This window comes from Nitrospira sp. (assembly GCA_024760545.1).
Lineage (GTDB): Bacteria > Nitrospirota > Nitrospiria > Nitrospirales > Nitrospiraceae > Nitrospira_D.
In genome coordinates this window covers 309,302-332,514 of sequence record CP060501.1, presented here as the reverse complement: position 1 = coordinate 332,514, position 23,213 = coordinate 309,302, and the positions used below count along the sequence as shown (strand labels likewise).

The window sequence follows — 23,213 nt, the reverse complement described above, 5'->3', positions numbered from 1 at the left end:
CTTTCAGCTCTTCTCCCCTTCGGCAGCACGATAGGCGTCCTGCAGCAATTGGGCGACATGTTTGACTTCGACGGCCTCGCCCAATCCGTTCTTTAATTGAATCATGCACGCCGGACAACTCGTCGCCACCACGTCGGCGTCTGCTTGTGCGATCGCGCGGGCCTTTCGTTCGAAGATCTTCTGCGACGTGTCGTAGTCCTTCACCACGTAGGTTCCCGCGCCACCGGCGCAACGGTCGGCATCCTGCATCTCCACGAAGTCGACTCCGGGCAAGGACGACAGGACTTGGCGCGGCTCTTTTGTCACCCCGGCTGCTCGAAGATGGCACGATGAATGATACGTCACGCGCTTCGTAACCCCATCCGCTTTGGCCGTGGCGGGATGTTGAGAAGAACGAGCGACGAATTCAGAAATATGCACCACCTTCTTGGCCAATGCTTCAGCTTGGCGGCGTTCCGGTCCATCCGGGAAGAGCGTGGGATAGTCCTTCAGCATCAACGTGCATGACGCGCAGCCGGTCACGATCGTTTCATACGCGGCGAACGAGCGAAGGTTGAATCGTGCTCCTTCACGCACAAGATCGGTGTGTCCGTAGGTTTGAATCGGAGTTCCCGAGCAGCGTTGAGGCGGCAGAGCCGGCTCGACTCCATGCTTTTTCAACACCTCGATGACCGCGTCCCCCACCCCATCGTCGAAATAGTTGGCGGCGCAGCCATGGAAATAGGCCACCGGCCGTGCCGGCGAGGAGTCTGTCCCGCCCGGGATCAAATGTGGATATCGATCGCGTAAATTCCGTGGGGCCAGTTTCGGCAACACGAGGTCGTGCGGCAGGCGTGCCGTCGGGGCCAAGGCTTTCATGATCGGCGCCGTGATCCGTTCGACCAGCTTCCTGAAGAAGGGTCGGTCCCATATCTGCTGCGTACTCCCCAGAAACCGCAACAACGACTCAAAGGCCGCGCCGCGCGCCTGCCGCCTGAAGATCCAACCGGCCAACCGGTTCGGATGCTCCGCCCGCTTCTGTAGAATGAGATCGGATACGTCCACCCCCGCCGGACAGATGGTGCGGCAGGATTTGCAGTTCAGACAGGCTTCCACCACCCGCTTCGAGTTGAGGTAGCTGTAATCCTTCGCGGTGACGATCTCGAACCAGCCCCGTGAGCTCATGTCCTCGGATTGAAAAACATCGTACACGGGGCAGACCGAATTGCACTTGGCGCAGGTCGCGCAGGACTTCGACAATCTGGTGTAGTCGATATGTTCGGTGAACGGGACCTCGCTCAGTTTGATGCCGGGATTGAGCACATTCCCGGGATCGAACGCCTTTTTGACCTGCACAAAGAGGTCGTAGAGTTCCTCACCGAACATGGTTTTGACGAACTCGGCGCGGACACGGCCGTCGCCATGCTCGCCGCAAATCGAGCCGCCGAACCGATTCAGCACGGTGGCATGGACTTCCTGATACGCACGCACCATTTTTTCGAAGTCGCCGGAGTCGTTCACATCCAACAGGGGAACGATGTGCGCATTGCCGTTGCCGATATGGCCGAAGATCGCCACCGGCACCCGCTGTCCATCGAAGAACTCCTCCAGGTACCGGATCAGCTCGCTGATGCGTTCAGCCGGCACGACGACGTCGTCGACGAAATTGATCGGCTTCTTTTTGGGATCGAATCGATAAAGCGTCGGGTACAGCGCCTTTCGCGCTTTCCAGAGCTGCTCCCGGCGCTCGGCATCGAATGCCAGCGTCGGCTCCGACGCCAGCTTGTAGGGCCGGCAGACGGAAGCCATGGCGTCGGCCCGCTCGCGGAGATCGGTGTCGAGGGAATCCGCATCCAACTCGACCAATAACGTCGCCGCCGCGTCAGCCGGAATGCCGTGCTTTCCACGACCGATCAAGTTGAGCGTGTTGGCATCCATGACTTCCAAGGCGCTGGGCCGGAGTGTCAGGAGCCTCGGCACGGCCTCCCCGACCTCTTCGAGACTTCGAAAATGAATGAGCGCGGTCAGGGTGGACTTGGGCTTGTCGACCAACGTGAGTCTGGCTTCACTCACCACACCCAGCGTCCCTTCGCTTCCGACAAAGAGCTTGGGGAGATCAAAAGAGCCCCGCGCAAGTCCGTCGGCCAACCCAAACACATTGTATCCGCAACTATTTTTGCTGACCGTGGGCCGCTTCGCGGCGATGAGATCCGCATGGGCCTGGGTCATGACCAAAACATCACGCAGAGCCGGCTCCGTCGTCAGGAGGCGCTCTAGCGAAGGATCGTCGAGGGCATAGGCTCGCGCCTCGATCCACGTCGACGAGGTCAGACAGAGCCGGAGACTTTGGACATTGTCCTTCACCGAGCCGTATCGCAAGGTATGAGGCCCGGACGAATTATTGGCGACCATGCCGCCCAACTTGCACATGTCCCCACTCGAAGGGTCAGGCCCGAACAGCAGGCCCTGCAAGCCGAGCTGCTTGTTCAATTCGGCCAAGACGATCCCGGGCTGCACCCTGGCCCACCGCTCTTCCCGATTCACTTCAAGGATTCGATTCAGACGCGACACATCGAGGATGATGCCGGAACCGATAGCGGACCCGGTCAGATTCGTCCCGGCCGCCCTAGGCGTGAGTGGAATCCCTCGAGAGACGGCATAGGCGACGGTCGCGGCGATATCATCTTCGGACTCGACCAGCACGACCGCCTGCGGAGGAATTCGATAGATACTGGCATCCACGGCATACGCCGTGATCGTGGGCACGTCGTCTTTGACTTTCTCGGCGCCCAACAGCGCGCGAAGATCGTGGGCAACGGCGCGAGTTTTTATCGGCACAATCAAAGTGGGTGAAGCCGTCATAAACGTTCGTGCATCTTAGCCTGCGGACTCTTCGAAGAACCAGCTTGTCGGTCGCCATCAAATTCTCCTACAATGGGTGCGCCTTATGGAGCGCCCGACTCTCTATATCACACGCCTGTTGCCTCGACCGGTGCTCGACGCCATCCCTGGACCGTATCGGCTGCTGGCCGAACCAACGGATCGGCCGCCGACAGAGGAGGAACTGCGCCACGGCTTTGCCAAGGCCCAGGCGGTGATCTGCACCCTGACGGATCGTATCGATGCCGCGGTGTTGTCCCACGCCGCAAATGTGAAAATCATCGCCAACTTTGCCGTGGGCTACAACAACATCGATCTCCCAGCCGCAGCCCAACGCGGCATCGTCGTCACCAATACACCAGACGTGCTCACCGATGCCACCGCTGATCTGACCTGGGCGCTGTTGCTTGCGCTGACAAGGCGCGTCGTGGAAGGCGATGTCTGGCTGCGAACCGGGACGTGGCCGGGATGGACACCGACACAGATGCTGGGCGCCGACGTGTCGGGGAAAACGCTGGGCATCATCGGTATGGGGCGGATCGGACAGGCGGTCGCGCAACGGGCGGCTGGGTTTCGGATGCCGGTGATCTATGCCGGCCGTCAGCATGTTTCAAGCCCGCCCGGCGTTTCATGGACCCGGCGCTCCCTCGATGAAGTCCTCTCGGAGTCGGATGTTCTTTCGCTCCATGTGCCGCTCACCGAGTCCACTCGCCATCTCATCGATCGCCGCAAGCTCGCGCTGATGAAGCGGACTGCTTTTCTCATCAACACGTCGCGCGGCCCGGTCATCGACGAATCCGCCTTGGTGTCGGCGCTTGAGGCAAAATCCATCGCAGGCGCCGGACTGGATGTCTATGAACAGGAACCGGTTGTCCCTGCTGGATTGATCTCGCTGCCGAACGTGGTGCTGCTCCCCCATCTGGGATCAGCCACGCTCGAGACCCGTGTCCGTATGGGGCTCATCTGCCTGGACAATATTGCAGCGGTGTTGGGAGGGAGGCCGGCGCCGAATCAGGTCATCTAGCAGGATGTTGAAAAAGTCCTCCAGCTTCGTTCTCGCATCGCTCAGAGGCTCAACATACAGAACAGAGTATGCCTCGCCTCTTCGCTCGTTGCGGCCTTGCCGAGAGGTCTTTTTGAACATCCTGCGGGCTATACTGGTCGATTCAGATCTTCCGGTGCAATTCGAGTATCAAACTAGTTATTCAACAGCTGCTAGGGTGTGACCGAGAAATGGCGTGATTCCTACGAGGCGAAGCGAAAACCGACTTCTTTCATCCCTGGCCGCGCCTTCAGAGCGGCCAACCGTTGCGGGACGTCATGAAACGAGGGAATGGACTGAAACGCATGGACAGCCTTTTCCCACTGTTCTTCAGCCTCATACAATAAGCCCAGCTCATAGCGAATGGCTTGCCCCTTGGCGCCTTGGCACCGTGGATCGGCCAAGACGGTTTCCAAGCCCTGGATCGCCTGGGCGATGGATCGCTCCTCTTTGAGACAGACCGCCGTCATCAGCGCCGAATCGAGATAGAACGAATCGTTGTTCATCGACACCTGAAACTCTGCTTTTGCTTCTCCGTACAATCCCATGTTCTTGTACGCCACACCGATGGCATAGTGCGCTTCATAGTCAGGCGGTGGCGCGGCCGGTTCGACTGCAGTCTGAACGCCGCCGGGTTCGGCCGGATGCGACGCCGAGACTTCGGCCGATGGTCCCTCGCCTTGCCTCATGGAAACCGGCTGCTCACTCGTCATCGCGTCCCGCTCGGGCTGGACGGCCTCCGACATATGCTGAAGCTCTGGTTCGTGAACAGCTTCCAATGGTTCCACGTGTGTCTGTGGACCATGGTCCTCGACAACCGACCCGCTGTCGTTCGGCGCCGCACCCGCCGGCGAACATTCCTGGTCTTCCTGAATCCGATCGCGTGTACGGTCCGCGTGGACAGCGTCCGATTCAGCCGGAAGGGATTCGGCATCAGCCGCCTGGCTCTGATCTTTCGTGGATCCTCCCCTCATCCTCTCCGCCAGCCGATGGACCAAGTTCTCATCGTTCGACAGCGAGCGCACCTTGTCAAAAAGTTCTTCATGGAGGCTTTCCATGCCCGGCTCCGGATGTTCCAACAACAGTTCGATAGCCCTGGCATAGTGGCGCGCGGCCTCCGCGCGATCCCCTTTTTCTTCGTGCAGCTCGCCCTTCAACTCCAGTAAAGGAACCGAGTTCGGTTCCGCAGTCAAAAACTCCTGAATCAGCGATTCGGCCAGCATCAGGTCTTGCGCCCTGAGCGCCGCGCCGGCCAAGAAGCGGTATTCTCCGAGCGCCACCTGCACGTCCCCGCGCTGCAAGTGCAACCGCGCGAGCAGCTGGCAGACCTGGGGGTTCCCCGGCTCTCTCGTGAGCATCTGATTCAAAATGGCCTCGGCGCCGGCAAACTGTCTCTCGTCGATTCTCCTGGTCGCTTCCGCCAGGAGGTCAAGAGGCTCTGACGATTTCTGCGCCGGCGCGGAAGACGCGGGTTTGACGGCCTTGATCTGCCCGGTTCCGCCTTTCTTCAGGCTCTCCACGAACTGGGTGGCTTCGCTGTTCGCCTGATCGATCCTCAGCACGGCAAGGTATGCGTCTTTGGCCTCGTCGTATCGACCTTGCGCCGAGCGCTCGCGACCCAATTGGAGATAGACCGTGGTCGCTTCATCCTGTAGATTTTCTTGGACACAGAGTTCGGCTACACGCTGCTGCGCGCCCAGATTCGAAGGATCGTGGACGACGATCTTTTTGTAGATCTCGAGCGCGTCTTTCCCGCGCCGTTCCTTCAGATAATATTTCCCCAACGTGAGGTAATCCTGCACCGCACTGCTCACCAAACCGCGTTCGATGTTCAGGTCGCCGAGATGGCGATACACTTCATACCGCGTGGGATCGCACTTGAGGACTTTCTTGAATGCGGCGATCGCTTTGAGGGTGGCGCCCTCCGTTCTGAATGCCGAGGCGGCCTGAAGAAACGAGGCGGCGGCCTCAGAGGAAGCGTTTCGCTTCAATTGCAGGTCACCGATGGAATTGTGAATGGTGCCGTCGGCTGGGGTTTCTACGGCCAGCTTTTTCCATTCGGCAATCGCCGCGTCATACTGTCCACGGGACGCCAGGAGCTGGGCTTGTTGGAGAACGCGACTTCGATCCGGGGGCACGACAGACCTCCAAGGACAGAACAGCCAAACGCTAACAGTCTCAATGGGATTTGTCGAGGAAATGGCGGAATCAGGCCGGAAGCGATCCGGACGGAAGGCGACGTTTCTTCCGTCCGGATGAGGAGGCTTGTTCGCCTGATAAGGCGAGACGATTACGATGCAGCGATAGCCGCTTTGAGCACGTTGGCGGCTTGAGGTCCCTTGGCCCCCTGCACGATATCAAATTCGACGTTTTCACCTTCCTTGAGAGTCTTGAACCCATCTCCTTGCAACGCAGAGTAGTGGACGAAGACATCTTCTCCGCTATCCAGCCGGATGAATCCAAACCCTTTCCGATCGTTGAACCACTTGACCGTTCCTTTTGTCTTCACAGAACCCCTCCTTTTTTCAACAACTACGCGTAGTTGCGTAGCGCCACCCACACAATCGTTCTGCAGTTCGAAAACGGAGAATAGATTGGACAAAAATTCGGCGGGGAGAAACGGACGGGCACCTGAAGGAGTGATACATCGCTCACGGAACCCATCATTTGTGAAGAAAGTCGCGGAGCATGTAACATAGGGCTGGTGCGCTGTCAAGCGAATCTTTAGGGGACAGACTTTCTCCTGTGTTTACAAGGGAGAAGGACTTCCCTATAGTGTGCCCAATCTTCTCCTCCCCAGAAACTCTGTGATTTTACGAACGCTCCTCGACCGCTACATCTTCACGGAACTCCTTTCCCCGTTTGGCCTCAGCCTCGGCGCGCTCTGTTTTGTCATGTTGACCAGGGAGTTGTTGCGTCTCGTCGAACTCCTGGTCTCCAAAGGAGTCGGCTTCTGGGCGGTCATCAAAGTGATCGCCATGCTGCTCCCCTCCGGTCTGGTGCTGACACTCCCCATCGCCGGACTCATCGCGTCGGTCACGGCCTTCGGCCGGTTGTCCTATGATAAAGAATTGGTGGCGATGCGCGCGGCCGGGTTGAGCCTGTTCCGTCTCTCACAGCCGGTCCTGCTCTTCTCCCTGTGTGTGTTCACGCTGACGTTGGTCTTGTCTCAATGGGGACAGCCGTGGAGTTCCCTGAATTTGAAGAAGGTGGCCCTCAATCTGCTGAAAGATCAACTCGTGCTGGCGTTGGAACGAGGCACGTTCAACGAACCGATCCCGCACATGATGATTTATGTTCCGGAAGGCGAGCAGGGCCGTCCCGCGGCCGGCATCTTTATCTCGGACGAACGACTTCCCCGCGAGCCGAGAGTCATCGTGGCGGAGCAGTACCAAGTATTCATGGATTCGGAGCATGAGCAGGTCGCGCTTCGGCTGGTGAACGGAGTGATTCACAGCCAACCGCGCCAGATCGATCAGTACCGGCAGATCGCCTTCGCCAGCTACGACATCAAGATCAACCTGAACCTCAGCAGTTATTCGGCCACGGAGGAGCGTCCATCCTACGATCAAATCATGGCGCGACTGGCGGAAACCGGCGGCAAGGATGCCGGCGCCCTTCGGCGCCTGATGGAATACTATAAAGACCTGGCGTTTCCGACCGCGTCGCTCGTCTTCTGCCTGCTCGGGGTGCCGGTCGGCATCGTCTCGAAACGGTCCGGCCGCATCGGCGGGTTTGCCGTCGGCGTGGGCATCATCATCGCATTCTATATCCTGAATGTCGGCTGTGATTTTCTGGTGACGGCCTTGATTCTCCCTCCGTTTGCGGGTGCCTGGCTGCCGAATATCATTTTTGTCGTCATCACCGGCATCATGTTTTTCCGGATGAGCAGGCAATAGCATCATGACGATTCTGTTCCGCTATATCCTCCGCGAATACGCGAAAATCTTCGGGATGTGCTTCTCCGGCTTGGTCACCATCTACCTGGTCATCGACTTCTTTGAGAAAGTCCGCCGGTTTCTTCGCTACGAATCCGGAATCGTCCCGATCCTGATCTATTTCGCACTCAAGATTCCCTCGATTTCGTTTCAAGTCGCTCCGTTCGCCATCCTCGTCGCGACCCTGTTGACGCTTGGCTTACTCGCGCGCAGCAATGAAATTACGGCCATGCGCAGCTGCGGGGTCAGCCTGCTGTGGATGTGCTCGCCCTTTCTCCTCTTCGCCAGCGGTGTGTCGCTGGTGCTGCTTGTGTTCAGCTCGACCGTGATTCCGCTGGCCTCGGAAAAGGCCGAAGAAGTCCGCGTGATCCAGATCGAGCAGAAGCCGGCTCCCGTGACCGTCACGGCCACCCAGCCTTGGGCTCGCGTCAGTGCCAACGGCTTGATGAAGGTCAGTGAAATCGATACCGCGGGCAAGACCCTTCGAGGCGTTCGTATTTTCTATTTCCGTCCTCCCTTCCAACTCGATCGAATCACCGAAGCGGATGAAGCCCGCTATACTCCTGAAGGCTGGATTCTGCTGAACGGCAACCACCGCCGGTTTCACCCTGACGATACCGCGGACGTGACGCTGTTCACCGAACAGGCGATCAACATTCCGCTGATTCCCGATGATTTCTCCAGCTCGCTCCTCGGAAACTCGGAAACCATGACCTTTCGAGAGATCCAAAACTATCTGGGGCGATTTCGGAACGAGGGATTCTCGTTCACACGTCTGCTGACGGACTACTACGGCCGTGTGGCCTTCCCGCTCGTCACGGTCGTCATGGTACTCGTCGGAATTGCGTTGAGCCTACGGCGAAGCGGCGTCCGTGGAGGCAGCATGGCCGTGGGGATCGGCCAGGCGTTCATTGTCGGATTCTGCTATTGGACCACCCACTCCGTGGCCATCGCGCTCGGACGTGGAGGAGTCTTAGCGCCCATACTCGCCGGCTGGATGGCCAATGCGCTTTTTCTTAGCTTCGGCCTCTATCTGCTGCTGAAAGTTCGCCATTGAGCGACGGTTTCCTAGTTGACTGTACACCTGTCTTCCGGTATGAAAGGCGTTTCAGGTGCTTAAAGGAGAGAGAAAACCATGCCCTCGCGTGTAGTGATTACCGGCCTCGGGGTAGTGTCTCCCCTCGGAATCGGAGTCAGCGAATTCTGGAAGTCGGCCCTTGCGGGCCGCTCAGGAATCACGGCGATCCCTTCCCTTGGATGGTTTCCCATGTCCGGCTACCGTTCTCGGGTGGCGGGCCAGGTCCATAACTTTTCACCGGAACAGTATTTGACGCCCACACAAGCCAGCCGTGTGGATCGTTACGCTCAATTCGCCTTGGTTTCCGCCAAGGAAGCAATGGCCGATGCCGACCTCAGCATGGCGAAGGAGGCTCCTCATCGTGTCGGGGTGATCGTCGGAGCCGGAATGGGCGGTATGGTGATGGGAGAGCGTGAAATCACGCAGCTCTTCAAGACCCAACGACCGCACCGCGTGCACCCGAATTTCATACCGACCATTACCCTGAATTCCGCCTCGGGCATCGTGGCCATGGCGCATGGGGCCAAAGGGCCGAATCTCACCATCTCAACGGCTTGTTCGTCCAGTGCCCATGCGCTCGGTCAGGCCCTTCACTGTATTCGAACCGGACAGGCCGATGTGGTCATCGCCGTCGGCGCGGATGCGAGCATCACTCCATTGGTCTTTGCCGGATTTTGCTCCTTGCGCGCCCTCTCCAGTGAGTTCAACGATGCTCCGGAGCGGGCATCGCGCCCCTTCGACCGGCGCCGCGACGGATTCGTCATGGGCGAAGGAGCCGCGACATTGATCGTCGAATCTTGGGCGCACGCCAAGAAGCGGAAAGCGAGAGTCTACGCGGAGATCGCCGGATACGCCGCCACCAGCGAAGCCTATCACATGGTCATTCCCCAGGAAGACGGCCAGGAAATCTGCACGACGATGAAGATCGGTCTGGAATCAGCCGGCATCGCTCCGGATCAGGTCGACTATATCAACGCCCATGCCACGTCCACGACGATCGGTGATGCCGTCGAAACCAAAGCCATCAGGAGTCTGTTCAAGAGTCGCGCAGACAAGCTCTCGGTGAATGCCACCAAGTCGCTCATCGGCCACACGCTGGGCGCGGCGGGCGCGCTTGGAGCCGTGGCGACGACGTTATCGATCCATACCGGGCAGATCCATCCCACAGCCAACTACGAAGAGCCGGACCCCGCATGCCGATTGGACGGCATTCGACGCGCGGTCCAAGAGCGAAAGATTCGCTACGCGCTCTTGAACGCATTCGGATTCGGCAGCAACAATGCCACGGTTGTCTTCAAAAAATTTGTCGCATAAGAGACGGTTGAATGATCGTGACGACCCCTCGCCGAATTCAGATACGATGAGCCTCATTCCACTGAAGGAGTACCCATAATGACTGAACCGACCGACCGCGCAGTGACCGAGAAAATCGTTCAAGCTTTGGCCAGCTATCTCAAGCGAGACCCCGCGACGATTACCGAATCTCATCATCTCCGGGACGACCTCGGACTCGACTCGGTCGCCATCATCGAACTGCTCTTTGAGATCGAAGAGCGGTTCAAACTTCAAATTCCGGATCAGGACCTCCCGGGGTTGAGTACGGTCGGCTCAGTGGCCGCCTACGTCCAACGACGGCTGGCTGAACCGAAATCCGACGCCGCCCCTGAGTCGGCAAAACCGGCGCCGGCCTCGGCCAAATCGAAATCCGCTTCACGCAGGCCGACCTCGGCCAAATCAGCCTCCGCGAAGACGGCGACGGCAAAATCCGCCGCCAAACCCGCCGCCGCCAAACCCGCCGCCAAGAAGCCGAAGAAGGCATCCGCCGTCGCAGCGAGAACAAAGAAAAAGGTTGCGGCCCGATGAGCGCACCTCAATCACCGACTTCGGTTACACTCGCTCAGATCCATGAGGTTGTCGGAGGCTCGATCCATGGCGACGGCCAAACGCAGATCTTCGGCTTGACGAGCCTGAGTCAGCCCAACCCACATGCCTTGTCGTTCATGACCAACGACAAAATGGCGAAGGACGCGACCAACCTGCAAGTGGCAGCTCTGCTGGTTCATCGGCATCAGGCCGATCTTGCCGTCCCTCAGGTCGTCGTCGACAACCCGATGCTGGCCTTTGCCCGGGTGGCGCAGACGTTCTTTGTCCGCACGCCGGCACCCCGCGGCATCAGCGAACAGGTGACGCAAGGCTCCGATGTGAGGATCGGCGCCGACCCGTCTATCTGGCCGTATGTCACCATCGGCGACCGTGTCACGATCGGCCAACGGGTGACTCTCTATCCCGGCGTGTTCGTCGGATCAGACTCGACAGTCGGCGATGATTGCATCCTCTATCCCAATGTCGTCGTTCGCGAAGGCTGTTCTCTTGGCGCACGAGTGATTGTGCACAGCGGAACCGTGATCGGAGCCGACGGATTCGGATATGTCCAGCATCAGGGCCGCCATCACAAGATTCCTCAACTCGGTGGCGTCGTCATCGAAGACGATGTCGAACTCGGAGCCAACGTGACGATCGACCGCGCCACGTTTGGACGAACCCTCGTGAAGCAGGGCACCAAAGTCGACAACCTCGTCCAGATTGCCCACAATGTCACCGTGGGAGAGCACTGCATCCTCGTTGCCCAAGTCGGTATCGCCGGCAGCACGACGATCGGCCGCCATGTCATGATCGGTGGACAGGCCGGGCTTTCCGATCATCTGACCATCGGGGATCAAGTGATGATCGCGGCCAAAGCCGGGGTCAATCGCAGTATCGAGTCGAACCAGATCGTCGGAGGCATTCCAGCGATGCCGCGTGAAAAAGCCCTCAAGGTTCAGGGGGTCATCTTTCAGCTGCCGGAGTTGAAACAACTCGTGCGGGATTTGGAACAGCGTGTGGGGGAACTTGAAACCCAGGTCAAACGATCTTCACAGCGGACTTCTGGATCAAAGACCCCTCGTTCAAAGAAGCGCTGACCGCTCACTTTTACATTTTGATCACTCGCCGCCACAAGAACAGTCTTGCCCAATAAAACCCCGCCCATGGCATCAAGAGCGCGGGAATCATCTGCACACGCCCATAGGAAAATGCGGCGATGGCGCTTCCCACCAGAAGAACGGTGCCCAGCACATACACAAACGGAACCAACTGCCGCCCCGGATGATCGATGTCCGGAGGCTCGGAACCTTTTTTGACCTTCCCTTTCTGTCTGTTCAACCCCTGTCTCATCCGCGCGGCCAACACGTTGGGAAATTCCTTCAAGAGGTACCGCTGATACAGGGTTTGCGCGGCGCCCAGCCCGGTACCCGACAGAAACAGGCCCGAGCTTTGATAAAAGGTATCCCAGGTATAGCTGTCGGTGGCGAGCAGTTGGTACCCTAACCCCCCGACGCTCCCGATCAAACAGATGAGCCCCAGAAGGCCGGACGGCATCAGAATGTACGTCTTCACGTATTCCTGAGCCTGTTGCATGGTTTGCTGCGGATGATCAACGGTGACGAGTTTCGGCACAGTATTCCCTTCCAGTTCTGTCAAAGCGCCGGTAGCCAGCCACGCATTATAACGATCCGGCTCTCTCCAGCAAAGTAAAGAACGATGGCCCTGTATAATCGACATCTGCGTTGTGGATAACTGTGGGGCAGAACCGATTGTCGCTATGTATGGAGCTCTCCGCTGAAGCGAAAGGCCGGGTAGCTATCGAGCAGGATCCTGAGGAGGTACGATCTTACGCGTTTCAACGACCCCTTGGATCGTCGACGCGACCGCATCGAGACTTTCGAGCAGCGACGTGAACTGATCGGACACGACCGTCGTCGCCGCAGGCGTCTGCCCTTTGGGTGAAGTCTCCCCGAATCTGACACGCCCGACGGCGGGAGGATTGAGCGTCTCGGCGACCGAGATCAACGGAGCGAGGCACAGATCAATCTCATGGGTGACGATTTCATCGTGCTCCCGCTGCTCATCAACTTTCACGACGGGACGAAGCGGATACCGGCTATTCACTTTGGCGACGATCCCCACGTCTCCGGTCGTCAATCGGACCGTCGTCCCAAGCGGATACACCGACAACTGTTCGACGAGCGCTTTGAGAATCTCGCGCGGGAAGGTCTCTCGCTCGGCAACGAGAATCTCCTTGACGGCCTCATGCGGGAGCAACCGGCGACGATACGGGCGTTCGCTGACCAACGCATCGAAGACGTCGGCTATCCCGCAAATCTGAGCCATCTCGTTGATCTGCCTTCCCTTGAGTCGATTGGGATACCCCTGCCCATTCCATCGTTCGTGAGCCTGACGCGTCAACTGTGCCAGCCAGTGGTACGCCGGCCCGCATGTGACGATGACCTGATAGCCGAGCTCGGGATGTTGCTCAATGAGCGTCCGTTCTTCGTGTGTCAAACGGCCGCTCTTGGCGACCAACGATTTGGGTACGGCGAACAATCCGATATCATGGACGAGGCCGGCCAACGCCAACTGGTGCAGCTCTTCTCCGTAGTACCCCAGGCCTATTCCTATTTTGGTCCCGAGGATGGCCACGTTCATGAGATTCGTAATCAGTGGCGAGCCCGATGGTCCGGAAAGCGCCTCGACCACCAACTCATCATTTCGTTGCAGCGAGGAGACGGCATCCGATGCGAGATCTTCCAGCCGCTGCAGCGAAAGGGCATGGTGACCCTGCACGGCACTTGCTGCCTCAGTGAGGGCCCGGTCCGTCATCTGGTACCAACTCCTCAAGACAGCCCCCATGCATCACCGTGATCCCGTCGACAGAACACTTCACCCGCGACACGTTCCACCAGCGCCCGTCTGATCCGGCTGACTTTCGCGACGCTTCCAAAGTACAAACACAGATCGCACAGAGAGTTGATCAATCGGCAGACTCCGCCGGTGCGATGAAAGATCGATGACACCGCGCTCGAGGAGAATATCGGCAGCACACATCCGGCGGCGGCCAGGCGAGCCGCGATGTAGGTTTTCGTCTCAGCACGATCGAAACACTCAATATGGTGCTGAATGGTCACCCGCTGAGCGAGCTGAGGAATGCGGGCAATCCGTCTTCGGAGTTCCGGCTGTCCTAAGAGGACGAGGGTGATCAGGAATCGGTCGTTCAGCTGGAAGTTGCTGAGAAGACGAAGCTCTTCGAACGTCTGGTCATGCTCGATGGCCTGTGCTTCATCCACCACCAGCACGGTGTCGGCTCCCCGCTGGTAATTGGCGAGCAGCTGATCGTTCAACCGACGCAACTGTTCCGCCCGCGTCCCGTTCGGCTCCAACCCGAGTTGGAATAAGATCTCGCCGAGAAATTCGTTGCCCGGTATCGTGGGGTTCGACACGAGTCCGATCTCGTACTGCGTCCGTGGAAGCCGGAGAATGGCGGCGCGACTCACGAGCGTTTTGCCACTGCCGATCTCACCGGTCAGCATCACGATTCCCTTGCGGGCATGAATCCCGTACAGAATGCGTTCCAAAGCCGCTTCATGCTTGACCGATGGAACATAGAACTTCGGATCCGGCACATTCTCGAACGGGCGAAGGTTCAACCGCCAATGACGCTCGTACATCGACCCTTGGGTCAGAGTCTGATCCTGAGGAACGTCAACAAGCGGCACGTCCACGTCCTTTCCATGCCGGCCGGGGAAACACGCTGGACCCGCGAGCACGAGTCTCTTTCAATGAGGCAAGACGCTTTGTATGGCCATGCGCTCGGTTCGTCCGCTTTCTGCCCATTCTTCAATGCTCTGCACGTTCTGATTCAGTCGCAATTGGACGGCCCCGTAATTTTTTACGGGAACCATCACACGTTGCTGCAGCACGATCGTGAGAAAGCTGTGCAGTCCCATGAAAAATGCCATCGCATGCGAGGCGTTCACTTGTTGCGCTGCGGACCATAACTGGGCCACACGTTCTACCGCGTGGGGCAGTTCGGCGGGAGAGGGGCCGGAGGCGGAGCCGCCCTCCTTGAGTAATTCAAGGAGGGTGTTCAGATGGGGAGATTCTTGACGGACGACATGCAGGAACCCTTGCTCCCCTTCGGCTAAACGGTCGAGGAACTCTTGTATGGAAGCCACGTTACACTGTTCCATCCCCCGATGCATGAGCCCTTCTGCCTGAGCCATCATGGTCTGAATCAGGTTACGGTGGAATGTCCCGGACATCATGCATCGCTCATGAAGGCCATGGAGCAGTATCAATAACTCTTTCGTCGCGATCGATGACGCAGGGCCCTCGGCCTCCGATTGTGCCGTTTCCGCATCAAACGTGACACCGGTCGCTCGAGTCAGCGCTCCATGAATGTGCCCCAGTTGCTTGCAGAGGGCGAGAAAGTCATCAGCCGACACTCGCTCGGAAGGCTCTTGGACGGCTTCCACGAAGGGAAGCGCTGAAAAACTGGCCCGTTCGACGTCACTCAGGTTAATCGTGGCTGCGGATCCGCCGAGATTCGTGATGCCGACCTTGATCGTCTGCGCCAAGGCGCGATGGCGCTCGGTGGGGGGCGCTTGTTGGAGTTCATCCAGCGCTACGTGAATTTGCTGAAGCCACTCCTGCGCCTCATGAACGAAGAGCTCGATCAATTCTTTCTGAAACGCATCTTCGGTTTCCACAGGCATCGACATCCGCCCTTCACCAAGAACACGGCCATCTCATGGATCCGGCTGGCTGGCTCAGGATTGTCCCCTCCCACTCCCGAGTTGAGAGGCCAGTCCCGCAATTTCACCCAGTTTGCGCGCCATGTCTTCAAATCTCTTCGTGGCATTCTCGGCGGCTTGTTCCGTCTCCGTGACTCGGCGTACAAGCACGCCATTGCGATCCCGTTCCACTGTGAGAAGCTCTTCCATCTCCCGGACTTTTGTCGCGATTGGCTCGACCTCCTGCAATCGTTCCGCTGTCTGGGCCGCCTTCTCCCGTTCCACCGTCAGAAGCTCTTCCATCTCTCGGACTTTTGTCGCGATGGATTCAACCTCCTGCAGTCGTTCCGCTGTCTGAGCCGCCTTCTCCCGTTCCACAGAGAGCTCAGTCTCGAGATCCTTGATTTTCTGTTGGAGCTCGGCTACCTGCTGCTCTTCATGTGCGAGGCTTGCCTCCACCTCTTTCAACCTACTCGACGCCTTCTCCAACTCTCCCAATTGTTGTACGAGCTGCTCTGCAGCTTCCCGTTCCGCATGCAGCGCAGATTCCAGCTCCGCGATCCGACCGGAGGTCTTCTGCCAGTTCACAACTTCCTGTTTGAGTGCGCCGACCGCGTCTTGCTCCGCCGTCAGCGCCGTTTCGAGTTCGGAGACCCTCGACGCCTGTTGTTCAAGCTTCATCAGATTCGCTTCGAGTTCGCTGACACGCTGTTGTTCCACGGCCAACTGCGCTTCGGCGGCCTTCGCACGGGTCATGTGCTCAACGGCGTCGGCCAAGCGTTTGGCGAGGTCTTCTGATCGAGCGCGTTCTGCCAGTAATTGGCCTTCCATCTCCTTGACTTGAATCGAATCTTGGCGCGCGTGCTCCTGCTGTTGGTCGGGTGTAGGTGGAACCTTCTCTGCTGTGGCTGTCGTTTGAGTAGGAATAGGTCGGGATACGGCAGCCGGCGGCGATTCCTGTCGTTTTGAAAGCAGCTCCAGCACGCGGTCCTTCAGCGAAGTCCCTTGAAACGGCTTCTTGAGAACACCGTCGGCCCGGCAGGCGTCAGCTTGTTTTGTCACTTCGTCATTGACGATACCCGAAATCAAGAGCACGGGAATCCCCGCCAGGTTGGAGTTTCCGCGAACGAATGCGCAGACCTCATATCCGCTTTTGTCGGGCATGATGACGTCGGATACGATTGCATCCGGCCGTTCCTTAGCCAAATAGGCCAGTGCTTCTTCACCATTGGCCGCCAAGGTCACGGTGAGGCCTGCCTCGGTCAACAGTCGTTCGGCGACTTTCCGAACCGCGATGCTATCGTCCGCTATCAAGATCTTCGGCATGACCGCACCTTTTGTCCTTCCCTGTGTCCGTTCCGATCATCACGCAACCGCCCCAAGTCGGTGTACAGAGAGGATCGGTATCTCGTCGAGGCCGCTGGCATAACTCCATTCGGCCGGCACGTCCTTGCCTCGATAGGCCTGAATCGCTGCAGCGTCCAACGTCTGGAGAACCGGTATTTCCTCATCGATGCAGATCGCCATGTCTCCTTGAGGATGTTTTGCCGTCAAGCACAAGGGACTGCTTCCCTGCACTGAGACCCGAAGCAGCTTGGCGAGATCGAAGACCGGCAATACTACCTGATGCCGACGAACCACCGCCGTAACGAATGGAGTCCTGCTGGCAACCGGAATGCTCGTCTCCCATGGTGAGATACCGGCTACTTCTTGGGTCTTCATCGCCAACCTTCGGCCACCTATCAGGAACACCAACAGATTCAACGAACGAGAGGCCTCTTGTCGTTGATGTTTCCCGCTGGTTCTCAGCATGACCGGTTATCACCCACCGAAATGTCCGGCACCGCCGGTGATCGAGTAGTCGTTCTCTTATCGGATAAATCCGTCTAAGCCTCCAGCCCTTTGTTTTCAAGAATCCAGCGCGTATCGAGCATGAGTGCTACGCTGTGCTCGAACAAGATCATGCCTCGATACCAGCGTCGCTCCGATCCACAGAATTGTGAGGGAAGCGGCAAGACCTGTGATGGTTGCACGTTCATAAGTCCATGCACGCAGGCGACTCGAATGCTTCCCCGTGATCCGTTTTCGGAAAGAAGCACGACACGGGTGTTCACACCGGCGCCATCACGCGACAATGCCAGTTGATCCGCGAGATCAATCGACCTATACGCCACTCCCTCGACCTGCGGGACTCCACTGTTTCCTGTCTCATCCTCGGTCAACAGCTTTCGCACAGACTCCGCGTCCAACGCAAAGAATCGTCCTCCCATGGTCACGATGAGCAAGCGGGACGGAGGCGCGAGCGATGGAGTTTCGGCGGCCTGTTCGCGGAGACTCATGCCGGCGCCTTCTTGCCCATTTTCTGCAACAAGCCCCATTTCGTCAATCAATACGAATATTTGCGCAGGGTTACTTGCGGAGGGCCGGAGCGCGGCCGACCCACCGCTCAACTTCCTGGAGCAACATCCGCTCTTCCACCGGTTTGGCGATGTAGGAATTGGCTCCAATGTTGATCGCCATCTGGTGATGTTTGTCGCCTGCCCTGGTCGTCATGACCACAACCGGCGTCTGCCGCGTTTCGGGACGGCTCCGCAGAGCCTGAACGACTTCGAATCCGTTGAGTTTCGGCATTTCGAGGTCGGTGATGATCAACCGGTAACTGTTCGTCAGCGCTTTTCTGAGGCCATCTTCGCCGTCGACCGCCGTGTCGATCCGATATCCTGCCGACTCCAACATCCTCCCGACAAACTTGCGGATGCTCAACGAGTCATCGATCAACAACACATGCGACTCCGGCCGGTCGTCCCTCTCCGTCTCCTGAGTCGGGGCGTGGTCAGCCGGGAGTCCGGTCGTGGAAAGCGTCTCCAACGCGATGGATTCGATCGCTTCGCGCGAAAACAAGCGGGCGGGGTCGATCACAAGAATGACACGTCCTTCCGGATCGATGGTCGCGCCACCGAAAAACGAATACTCCAGCGGTTTCAGCGACCCGAGCGACTTAATGACGATTTCTTGGCGGCCTAATAGTTCATCGACTGCCAGTCCTACAGGTCCTATAGGAGTTCGAACGATCACCACCGGCTTCAACCAATCCGTATGGCCCCGTTCCCGGCGCAAGAGATGGTGCAATGGGTGAACTTCGATTGATTGATCCCCAAGCTTCAACAGCATACGATCGTCATGCTGTTGCAAGGAATCGGCAGTGGGCAAGGTCACTTCCAGAATATTCGGCAACGGAATCGCGTACCGCTCGGTCCCTGCGCGAACCAGCAACGCTGTCGCGATCAAGAGCGTGAGCGGAAGGCTTAGGGTAAACTTGGTACCGACGCCGGGCTCTGATTCGACGTCGATGTGACCCTTCATGCCTTCGATGACCCGCTTGACAACATCCAGCCCAACGCCTCGCCCTGCCTGATCGCCTACTTTCTCGGCCGTTGAAAATCCCGGAAGGAAAATCAGCTGAAGGGCTTCTGCGTCTGACATCGTCTGCAATTGAGCAGCCTTGATCAGCCCCATCTTCAAGGCTTTTGCTCGAATCTTGGACAAGTCCAATCCCGCTCCATCGTCCTCGACCTCGATAATCACGGAGTTGCCGCGATGCGCGGCGTGCAAGTAGACCGTTCCTGCTGCGGGCTTACCCTTCATGATTCGATCGGCGGCAGACTCGATACCGTGATAGACGGCGTTACGGACCAAATGCACGAGGGGCTCCACGAGTCGTTCCACGATTCCCGTATCGACCTCCGTATGCTCGCCCGAGGTGACCAGTGTGACTTCCTTGTTTGAGGCGCGGGCGATCTCTCGAATCGCCCGACGAAACCTGGTGAAAGGAGTGCCGATCGGAACCATACGGGCGTGCGCGATTTCGTCCCTCATCAGCAGCGTCAGTTGCTGGAGTTGGCTCATGTCGTCATGCGCTGTCCGGATGGATCCGTTCAGCTGCGACATCGACTCGCTGATATCGGCGGTGACCTCTCCAATCCGGCGGGCCAAGATATTGAAATCGTCGTACTTGTCAAGCTCGAGACTTCCAAAATCCCCGAGTCCTTGAAACCCTTGGCCGGAAGCTTCGGGCGAATGGCTCGGCGCTTCCTGGTAGGTAAACATGTGTTTGTCGGAAAACGATTGGACCGAGTCCGCCAACCGAGTCTTGAATATCAGGACTTGCTGGGACAGTTGCTCCAACACACGCAACCGTTGCTCCAAGCGGCCGCGCCCAATGACCAGTTCGCCGACGAGGTTCATCAATCGTTCCAACCGAGCGTAGCTGACCCGGATGACCTCGCGGTCTTCAGCGGATCTGGTCTCGAATGGTTTGCCCTGCCCGTGATGTTCTCCCGCTTCTTCCTGATGTCTTCCGGCTAAGTCGGGCGCGTGTTCCGGCGGACGTGCGGATGCCGTTTCGTTGACGGCATCTTGTCCCAGTCGTTTCAATTCCGACCGCGCCTCGTCGAATCGTTGCCGAGTCCGAGACACGGTGTTGTGGTCTCTCCGCATCAGCACCCGGACAACGTCGATCGAGCGAAGCATCAAATCCGTATGCCCCGGCAACACTTTGAGGCGCTCATCCCGAACAGAGCCCATGAAGTCTTCGACGTGATGGGTGAGGTCCCCGATCGACTGAAAGCCGACGGTGTACGCGGAGCCTTTCAACGTATGAGCGGTCCTGAACACTTGGTTGATCAGTTCCCCGTTCTGTGGGTCTTTGTCCAATCGCAAGAGATTGGCTTCCAGCATTTCCAGGTACTCTTGCGCTTCCGGCACAAAGTACGAGATGATTTCTGGGTCCAAATCGGGGATCAAATACGCGTCGGGAAGATCCTGCGTGGAAGTCCGTAGTTCAATTGACAGCTTGTCCTGATCGGCGATGGGGACACCGGAACTTCTGTCGAGTGTGACCGCTTCCGCCGGAACCGCTGTCCCCGCACGTTCGCACATTTGGATGAGCACATGGATCAGACGGGGCACTTCGTGTTGAAGTCGCGGCACATTCGCGAGGTCACGTTGAAGAATCAGGCGGATCGTGCCGGCAGCCTGTGTTATGGTTTCGAGAAGCTGGCCTTGTAACTGAAGGCGCTTCTCCCGGATCGCGATCATGCCGTTCTCCATCGGATGGGCCACATCTCCGATGACCTGAAAACTTATGGTATACGCCGACCCCTTGAGGGTATGGACGGCGCGAAAGAGTCGGTAAATCGCGTCTTCATTCTCCGGTTCGGTTCGCAGAACCCGTATCAGCTCGTCGATCGTCTCGAGATACCCTTCCGCTTCGGGAATAAAGTACGACATCATCTCGGGATCCAGCGCGGGCAGCACATATTCCTGACTCACGGACGATGCCGTGCCGTCGGCTTCCTCCACCAGGCCTTCACTCGATTCCAGGCATCGTTTCACCGTCTCCAGATCTTCGCCGCCGCCTTGATCGATGGACCGTACAATGGTTTGAATGCTTTGCGTAAGGTTCCGCATCACATCCACCGCCCGTGACCATTGGTCAGGCGGGATGCCGGTTGCTTGTTCCAGCAGCATCTCCAGACGCTTGGCCAACTGTGCGACTCCGCTGTACCCATACAAGGCAGCCGCCCCATGGATACGGTGGGCCACGATAAACTGCTCTGTGAGTTGTTGTGGTAAGGGAAGGGCGTCGGCGAGAGAATGTAATGCCTTGACTAATGCCGCCAGTCCATCTGACGCTTCCAGAACAAAAATACTGATGAGATTTTGCCGGTCGAACTCCGAGCTCATCGGTGCCTCTTCAGCTCATGGCGTTCCCTGATTCAGCCGGTGTCGTAGACCCTCAGACCAGCTTGAACTGAGATACCGATGCCGTCAGACTTTCGGCCAATTTCACCATGTCTTCCACAGTCGCTCGAGCTGAATCGGTGGCCTTTTGTGTTGCCACGGCACCGCCGGTGAAGTCTTTGATCGAACGGCCGACCTGGTCTGTCGAAGCCGTTTGATTGGCTGCGGCCGATGCGATACTTTGGGCAAGTTCCGCAGATCGTTGGGCGATCGTCGAAATTTCCTTAAACACATCTCCGGTTCGGAGAGCGGAAGCCGATCCGGCTTCCACCGCCTGGGTTTCGTGTTCCATCGACACGACGGCATGTTGCGTCTCGCTCTGAATCACCTTGACCAGATCAGCGACTTCGCGTGTCGCCTGGGTCGAACTTTCGGCGAGTTTCCGGACCTGATCGGCGACAACCGCGAAACGGGCGCCCGCTTCCCCGGCACCGGCAGCCTCAATGGCGGCATTCAGCGCCAACAGGTTGGTCTGATTCGCGATGTCTCGGATGGTCGACACGATTTGCGAAATTTCCAGCGACCGATCTCCCAGGGCTTTGACCTGCTTCGACATGCGTTGAACCGCCGATCGAATGCGCTGCATATCCTGCACGGTTTCCTGCACCGCAATGCCTCCGTTTTCAGTGGCTTTCAAAACCTGGCGGGCCGATTCGGATGAGGCCTCCGCCGTTTCCGCCACTTGGCGCATCGAAACGGTCAGCTGTTCCACCGCGCCGAGCGTCTTCATCGACTCATCGGCTTGATGCTTGGCGGTTCCGGCCATCTGCCCGGCATTGTCACGCAACGCTCCGGCGGATCGGTTCACACGCTCGGCCGATTCTCTCACTTGCTTCATCAATTGCGCGAACCGCTGGATCATCAGGTTGAAGCCGTCGGCCAAGTTACCGAACATGTCCGCCGTCACCTCACCTCGCTTGGTCAAGTCTCCCTTTCCGACATCGGACACGAGTACCAGGAATTGCACCAGACGCTTTTGCATCATATCCCGCTCTTCTTCCGTCGACACCAGAGCCGTGATCCGATCCAACATGATGTTGAATGCCTTGGCCATATGGCCCACTTCATCGTCGCTTTCAAGCCTTGCTCGAGCCTGAAGATTTCCTGCGGCCGCCTGTGTGGCGACATCGGCCACATGAATGATGTCTTTGACGATACTGCGGGCCAGGAAGTACCCGATGGTGATGGCCAAGACCAGAGCTAAAATGGCTCCCCCCAACATCACGTTGCTCAGATAGGCAGCCGCTTCCTGTCCACGGTTGTTCAATTCCCGCGCAAGGTCCTGAATGAGTCCCGTCAGCCATTGGAAACGCCATATCGCGCGGCCATGCCAAAAGGCCACTTCGCTGGACAGCACTGTGTTGCCCAACTCTCGCATCGACTGCTTTTGCTCATTCGTGAGGGAAGGATCAAAACTGTCGTTGAAGGCCCCGACCGCACTTTCAGCGGCGGCAAAATACTCTCTCAAGGTGAACAGGAGAACGTCCAACTCCTGCCCGTCACGACGGCCGTCCAAAGTCTCGTGCGTGGCGGATGGTCGGTAGGTCTCAAGAGGTCTAAGAGTCCTCCTCTTCAATTCAGTGAGCGGGAGGATCGCCTCGTCAAAATCGACCTTCTGCGTTTGATGTGCGACGCTCAAGAGCGCATTGTGGTAGAGGCTGAGATTGGTGCTGCTGACGGCGGCATTGGAAACTCCCACCGTTGATTCATCATAGATGGACCGCAGTTCGCCTTTCAGCCGATCGAGCCCCAACAAGCCGATCAGACCGATTCCCATCATGCCCATAATAATCACAGAGAACCCAATCAGGAGCTTGGGCAAGGTTCTCAGGTTCTTGAACCATGCCATGATCGACCACTTCCGTGCCCTACCTTGCTTCGCCATG

The 23,213-nt window shown here is 58.0% G+C and carries 18 protein-coding genes; 6 read left to right on the top strand and 12 right to left on the bottom strand.

Going from position 1 to position 23,213, the window contains the following annotated elements; genetic code table 11:
• Positions 1-3 precede the first annotated feature (3 nt).
• Entirely contained in the window at positions 4-2,841 is a 2,838-nt protein-coding gene (locus H8K03_01520; protein ID UVT20626.1) for an FAD-binding oxidoreductase, read from the bottom strand.
• An 85-nt stretch (positions 2,842-2,926) separates the two neighbouring features.
• Here H8K03_01520 and H8K03_01515 point away from each other — a divergent pair, with 85 nt between their 5' ends.
• On the top strand, positions 2,927-3,883 hold the full coding sequence (locus tag H8K03_01515; GenBank protein UVT20625.1) for a D-glycerate dehydrogenase: 957 nt from the start codon (positions 2,927-2,929) through the stop codon (positions 3,881-3,883).
• 221 nt (positions 3,884-4,104) lie between these two features.
• Here H8K03_01515 and H8K03_01510 read toward each other — a convergent pair whose 3' ends face one another.
• Positions 4,105-6,039, bottom strand: coding sequence for a tetratricopeptide repeat protein (locus H8K03_01510; GenBank protein UVT20624.1), 1,935 nt, complete (start codon positions 6,037-6,039; stop codon positions 4,105-4,107).
• 152 nt (positions 6,040-6,191) lie between these two features.
• The gene (locus tag H8K03_01505) at positions 6,192-6,410 is read right to left on the bottom strand and encodes a cold shock domain-containing protein (GenBank protein UVT20623.1); all 219 of its coding nucleotides are present in this window, start codon (positions 6,408-6,410) and stop codon (positions 6,192-6,194) included.
• Between the two features lie 298 nt (positions 6,411-6,708).
• On the opposite strand from H8K03_01505, the gene H8K03_01500 reads away from it, so the two are divergent.
• The 5 genes from H8K03_01500 to lpxD all read left to right on the top strand — a co-directional run bounded on the left by H8K03_01500 (position 6,709) and on the right by lpxD (position 11,877).
• Positions 6,709-7,800, top strand: coding sequence for an LptF/LptG family permease (locus tag H8K03_01500; protein UVT20622.1), 1,092 nt, complete (start codon positions 6,709-6,711; stop codon positions 7,798-7,800).
• 4 nt (positions 7,801-7,804) lie between these two features.
• Positions 7,805-8,896 (top strand): LPS export ABC transporter permease LptG, encoded by a 1,092-nt coding sequence (gene lptG, locus H8K03_01495; GenBank protein ID UVT20621.1) that lies wholly within the window; start codon positions 7,805-7,807, stop codon positions 8,894-8,896.
• A gap of 78 nt (positions 8,897-8,974) precedes the next feature.
• Positions 8,975-10,231 carry a beta-ketoacyl-ACP synthase II gene (gene fabF, locus H8K03_01490; GenBank protein UVT20620.1) on the top strand — a complete coding sequence of 419 codons (1,257 nt, stop codon included), beginning with the start codon at positions 8,975-8,977 and terminating at the stop codon, positions 10,229-10,231.
• Positions 10,232-10,309: 78 nt separating this feature from the next.
• Positions 10,310-10,780, top strand: a complete 471-nt coding sequence (locus H8K03_01485) for an acyl carrier protein (GenBank protein ID UVT20619.1) — start codon at positions 10,310-10,312, stop codon at positions 10,778-10,780.
• Positions 10,777-11,877 (top strand): UDP-3-O-(3-hydroxymyristoyl)glucosamine N-acyltransferase, encoded by a 1,101-nt coding sequence (lpxD, locus tag H8K03_01480; protein UVT20618.1) that lies wholly within the window; start codon positions 10,777-10,779, stop codon positions 11,875-11,877. The genes H8K03_01485 and lpxD overlap by 4 nt, the downstream gene beginning before the upstream one ends.
• Before the next feature lie 10 nt (positions 11,878-11,887).
• On the opposite strand, the gene H8K03_01475 is transcribed toward lpxD, so the two are convergent.
• From H8K03_01475 to H8K03_01435, 9 genes are all read right to left on the bottom strand, one after another.
• On the bottom strand, positions 11,888-12,412 hold the full coding sequence (locus tag H8K03_01475) for a hypothetical protein (protein UVT20617.1): 525 nt from the start codon (positions 12,410-12,412) through the stop codon (positions 11,888-11,890).
• A 183-nt stretch (positions 12,413-12,595) separates the two neighbouring features.
• Entirely contained in the window at positions 12,596-13,615 is a 1,020-nt protein-coding gene (locus tag H8K03_01470) for an HD domain-containing protein (GenBank protein UVT20616.1), read from the bottom strand.
• Positions 13,616-13,629: 14 nt separating this feature from the next.
• A complete protein-coding gene (locus H8K03_01465; protein UVT20615.1) occupies positions 13,630-14,508 on the bottom strand; it encodes an AAA family ATPase in 879 nt (292 codons plus the stop codon).
• 60 nt (positions 14,509-14,568) lie between these two features.
• Entirely contained in the window at positions 14,569-15,507 is a 939-nt protein-coding gene (locus H8K03_01460; GenBank protein UVT20614.1) for a hypothetical protein, read from the bottom strand.
• Between the two features lie 54 nt (positions 15,508-15,561).
• Entirely contained in the window at positions 15,562-16,851 is a 1,290-nt protein-coding gene (locus tag H8K03_01455) for a response regulator (GenBank protein UVT20613.1), read from the bottom strand.
• 39 nt (positions 16,852-16,890) lie between these two features.
• Positions 16,891-17,337 (bottom strand): chemotaxis protein CheW, encoded by a 447-nt coding sequence (locus H8K03_01450; GenBank protein ID UVT20612.1) that lies wholly within the window; start codon positions 17,335-17,337, stop codon positions 16,891-16,893.
• Between the two features lie 74 nt (positions 17,338-17,411).
• The gene (locus H8K03_01445; protein UVT20611.1) at positions 17,412-17,864 is read right to left on the bottom strand and encodes a chemotaxis protein CheW; all 453 of its coding nucleotides are present in this window, start codon (positions 17,862-17,864) and stop codon (positions 17,412-17,414) included.
• 70 nt (positions 17,865-17,934) lie between these two features.
• Complete coding sequence (locus H8K03_01440; protein UVT20610.1) at positions 17,935-21,270, bottom strand: Hpt domain-containing protein; 3,336 nt, start codon at positions 21,268-21,270, stop codon at positions 17,935-17,937.
• Positions 21,271-21,322: 52 nt separating this feature from the next.
• On the bottom strand, positions 21,323-23,212 hold the full coding sequence (locus H8K03_01435; protein ID UVT20609.1) for a methyl-accepting chemotaxis protein: 1,890 nt from the start codon (positions 23,210-23,212) through the stop codon (positions 21,323-21,325).
• Between the last annotated feature and the right edge of the window lies 1 nt (position 23,213).

Coding starts and splice junctions, on each gene's coding strand:
- H8K03_01485 (UVT20619.1), top strand. CDS start 10,310: ATGACTGAACCGACCGACCGCGCAGTGACCGAGAAAATCGTTCAAGCT.
- fabF (UVT20620.1), top strand. CDS start 8,975: ATGCCCTCGCGTGTAGTGATTACCGGCCTCGGGGTAGTGTCTCCCCTC.
- H8K03_01515 (UVT20625.1), top strand. CDS start 2,927: ATGGAGCGCCCGACTCTCTATATCACACGCCTGTTGCCTCGACCGGTG.
- lptG (UVT20621.1), top strand. CDS start 7,805: ATGACGATTCTGTTCCGCTATATCCTCCGCGAATACGCGAAAATCTTC.
- H8K03_01450 (UVT20612.1), bottom strand. CDS start 17,337: ATGCTGAGAACCAGCGGGAAACATCAACGACAAGAGGCCTCTCGTTCG.
- H8K03_01435 (UVT20609.1), bottom strand. CDS start 23,212: ATGGCGAAGCAAGGTAGGGCACGGAAGTGGTCGATCATGGCATGGTTC.
- H8K03_01470 (UVT20616.1), bottom strand. CDS start 13,615: ATGACGGACCGGGCCCTCACTGAGGCAGCAAGTGCCGTGCAGGGTCAC.
- H8K03_01455 (UVT20613.1), bottom strand. CDS start 16,851: ATGCCGAAGATCTTGATAGCGGACGATAGCATCGCGGTTCGGAAAGTC.
- H8K03_01520 (UVT20626.1), bottom strand. CDS start 2,841: ATGACGGCTTCACCCACTTTGATTGTGCCGATAAAAACTCGCGCCGTT.
- H8K03_01440 (UVT20610.1), bottom strand. CDS start 21,270: ATGAGCTCGGAGTTCGACCGGCAAAATCTCATCAGTATTTTTGTTCTG.
- H8K03_01445 (UVT20611.1), bottom strand. CDS start 17,864: ATGAGTCTCCGCGAACAGGCCGCCGAAACTCCATCGCTCGCGCCTCCG.
- lpxD (UVT20618.1), top strand. CDS start 10,777: ATGAGCGCACCTCAATCACCGACTTCGGTTACACTCGCTCAGATCCAT.
- H8K03_01460 (UVT20614.1), bottom strand. CDS start 15,507: ATGCCTGTGGAAACCGAAGATGCGTTTCAGAAAGAATTGATCGAGCTC.